Source organism: Hansschlegelia beijingensis (assembly GCF_045505405.1).
GTDB lineage: Bacteria > Pseudomonadota > Alphaproteobacteria > Rhizobiales > Methylopilaceae > Methylopila > Methylopila beijingensis_A.
The window spans coordinates 1-2,851 of sequence record NZ_JBJKEX010000380.1; the positions used below are offsets into that span (position 1 = coordinate 1).

The following is a 2,851-nucleotide window of genomic DNA, read 5'->3' on the forward strand; positions in this document are numbered from 1 at the left end:
TGGATCCTCCGGTCAAGCCGGAGGATGACGCTTCCCGCCAGTGGGAGCGCCCTCACCCGATGCCGAGCGCCTTGAGCTTGCGGTGAAGCGCGGAGCGCTCCATCCCGATGCCGCCGCTCCGACCCTTGGGGGCGGAAGCGCCACCGGCGCCCTCAGGCCTCGGTAACTCACCAGCGCAAAAAAGAGCGGGCTGTCGCGCAGGCCTCGAGTCTGCCCATTCGCCGCTTGCGGCCGAGCTGCCCCTGCTAAGCGCTCCGCGGCGTCTGGCCGCCGCGGAACTTCGCGTATCTCCGGCGCAGGGCCGCGAGCGCGTATTTCAACGTGATGTTGAATGACGCCTTGAGCGCCGGGAAGGGGCTGTTCGGATGTCCGGCGATCCGCCCGCCGGCGTTGCGCCATGCGGCTAGGCCGCCGCGCAGCGCCCGCGCGCCGCTCAGCCCGAGCGAGCGGGCGCGCTTCGCCGCCTTCAGCGGAGCAGCCTTGGGTCCGCCGTAGAAGATGAAGACCTTGCCGGGCTCGAACAGCCGGGTGTGAAGGGGGCTCGCCGGATCGACGAGGCCGGCGAACTCGCCGGGGGGGCAATGGAACGAACCTTCGATCCAGCCGCGCTGATCGGCCGTTTCCCAGTCGCTCAGGTCGACCATCACGACCTGTTTGCGGCGCCACATCGCGATGGCTTCAGGAGCCTTGATCGCCAGCGGCGCCTCGGCGCGTCTGCGAGTCTGGCTGCTCGGCCGCTGAAGCGCGGTGAGCGGCGTCATACTGGGAAGCGCAGAACTCGTGAACGCCATGTCAGGCGGTCCTTCGAACGTGATTCGGATCAGCGCACGCTAAGTATACCGCGCCGCGGCCATCGTGACGTCGCGGCTTGAAGCTTTGATGACGGGGATATTGTCTATGAGACGAACGCCTGACAGACGGACGGCGGCGAGAAGCCGCGCGGGACGATCCAGAGACGGATCGTGAGCCCCGAGCGTCTCCGCGTCGCGGAGTTCGAGATAATCTATCGTGAACCCAACGCTTTCCATCTGCCGCCGTGCAACGGCCAAAGCCGCCTCCGGGTTCCCGCCCGCGGAGATCGATGCCGCGGCGGCCGTCATCGCCTTGTGGAGCGTCGCCGCCGTGTCCCGATCCTCAGGGCTCAGATAGGCGTTACGGGACGACAGCGCGAGACCTGACGGCTCGCGCACGGTCGCAAGCGTCACGATGCGGACGGGCAAGCAGAGATCGCGGACGAGCCGCCGAACCACCGCGGCCTGCTGGAAATCCTTCTCGCCGAACACGGCCACGTCGGGCGCGCACTGGATCAGCAGTTTCGCGACGACCGTCGCGACGCCGGCGAAGAAGTGCGGTCGCGCGTCGCTCTCGAGGCCATGGGCGGGGCCGCCTACGGTGATGACGGTCGATGCGCCCTCCGGATACATCTCGGCCGGCTCCGGCGCGAAGACGAGGTCGGCCGGGGCGCCCTCAAGCTTCCGGAGGTCGCTCGCCAGATCGCGTGGGTAGGTCGCGAGATCTTCATGCGGCGCGAACTGGGTCGGGTTGACGAAGATCGAGACCACGACCCGCTCGGCCTCTTCGGCGGCCTTGCGAACCAGGGACAAATGGCCCTCGTGCAGCGCGCCCATGGTCGGGACCAGCGCGATCCCGCGACCGCCCGCCCGCCAGGGCCGCAGCTGGGCTCTCAGTTCCGAGACGGTGGAGACGACGAGGGGTCGGGACATCGGGCGCTCACTCTCACCTTCCCGCTCTCGCGGCGGCGGGGCGCCTGCGTTATCAGGATGCAGGGCTGCGCGCCAAGCTGCGCTCGCCGCGGTCCCGCGCCGCCAGGCTGGCGCGGCGGACGAACAGGAAAGACATGATCTGGATTCTTCTGGGAGCGATGGCGCTCGCCGCCCTCGTCGCGCTGACCCGCATCGTCATCAAGTCCGACCCGAGGCGGGCGCGGCGGTCGGTGCAGGTGGCCTCAGCGCTTTGCTGGGCGCTGGGCCTCGCTCTCGCCCTCACGGGCAAGCCGATTCCGGGGCTGATCCTGATGGCGCTGGGGGCCTTCGGAACGGGCGCGCTCGCGCGGCGCGCTCCTTCAAGAGTCGGTGAAAGAGAGCGTCGCGGCGGGGCGGCCGGAGGGGGTCCGGACTTCCAGGGTCACGCGAACGCGTGGGGCCGAGAGCGAGACGTCCGCGGCCGGCGGTCGGGCGTAATGACGGAAGAGGAGGCGTATCAGGTCCTTGGCCTGCAGCCGGGGGCGAGCGCGGAGGAGGTCGCTCGTGCGCATCGGACGCTGATGAAGAAAGTCCATCCCGACCAAGGGGGGTCGACCGAGCTCGCGGCGAGGGTCAACGCTGCCAAGGACGTTCTCGCGGCGCGGCGACATGCCTAGCCTCCCCGATCCGCCTTAGTTCTTGATCGCAAAGCAGCTGACGGAGCTGCGCTTCAGCGCTTTGCAGGCCGCGTCAGCCGTCCGCTCGTTCAGACCCGCGAAACGCGCCCGGTAATAGGTCGTCTCGCCCTTGGTGAACGTCTCGGTGAACGGCTCGGCGCGCTTCAGAACGGCGCCGCCCTTGGTCTTCGCGTTCGCCAGCAGCTGCTGCGCCTGGTCGGGCGCGGTCGTTGCGCCGATCTGGATCATCCAGCCCGAGCGGGCGGGCGCGCGTTCCGCCGTAGGGGCGGGTCGCGGCGCCACGTCGAGATCACGCGTGGCGGAGGCGACCCGGACGGGGCGCGCGGCCGCCTCCTCGCGGTTCTCGATCACGGCGGCGACCACCATGAGACCAAGTCGTGGATACCCGGCCCCCGCCGGGCATGACGAGGGGCCCCGGTCGCGCCTCATCCTCAGCCGTCATGCCCGCCT

3 protein-coding genes and 1 pseudogene are annotated in these 2,851 nt (G+C 69.6%); 1 reads left to right on the forward strand and 3 read right to left on the reverse strand.

The window, feature by feature from the left end; genetic code table 11:
• Positions 1-245: 245 nt before the first annotated feature.
• The gene (locus tag ACIKT0_RS16340; RefSeq protein WP_407106437.1) at positions 246-791 is read right to left on the reverse strand and encodes a rhodanese-like domain-containing protein; all 546 of its coding nucleotides are present in this window, start codon (positions 789-791) and stop codon (positions 246-248) included.
• 39 nt (positions 792-830) lie between these two features.
• Positions 831-1,724 carry a pantoate--beta-alanine ligase gene (gene panC, locus ACIKT0_RS16345; protein ID WP_407106438.1) on the reverse strand — a complete coding sequence of 298 codons (894 nt, stop codon included), beginning with the start codon at positions 1,722-1,724 and terminating at the stop codon, positions 831-833.
• 461 nt (positions 1,725-2,185) lie between these two features.
• Here panC and ACIKT0_RS16350 point away from each other — a divergent pair.
• Positions 2,186-2,380 (forward strand): annotated as a pseudogene (locus tag ACIKT0_RS16350) (DnaJ domain-containing protein); the annotation flags it as partial.
• A 15-nt stretch (positions 2,381-2,395) separates the two neighbouring features.
• On the opposite strand, the gene ACIKT0_RS16355 reads toward ACIKT0_RS16350, so the two are convergent.
• The gene (locus ACIKT0_RS16355; protein ID WP_407106440.1) at positions 2,396-2,767 is read right to left on the reverse strand and encodes an SPOR domain-containing protein; all 372 of its coding nucleotides are present in this window, start codon (positions 2,765-2,767) and stop codon (positions 2,396-2,398) included.
• Positions 2,768-2,851 lie beyond the last annotated feature (84 nt).

What these genes read in the sequence shown, in the direction of transcription:
- ACIKT0_RS16340 (WP_407106437.1), bottom strand. Translation starts at nt 791, where the DNA reads ATGGCGTTCACGAGTTCTGCGCTTCCCAGTATGACGCCGCTCACCGCG.
- panC (WP_407106438.1), bottom strand. Translation starts at nt 1,724, where the DNA reads ATGTCCCGACCCCTCGTCGTCTCCACCGTCTCGGAACTGAGAGCCCAG.
- ACIKT0_RS16355 (WP_407106440.1), bottom strand. Translation starts at nt 2,767, where the DNA reads ATGGTGGTCGCCGCCGTGATCGAGAACCGCGAGGAGGCGGCCGCGCGC.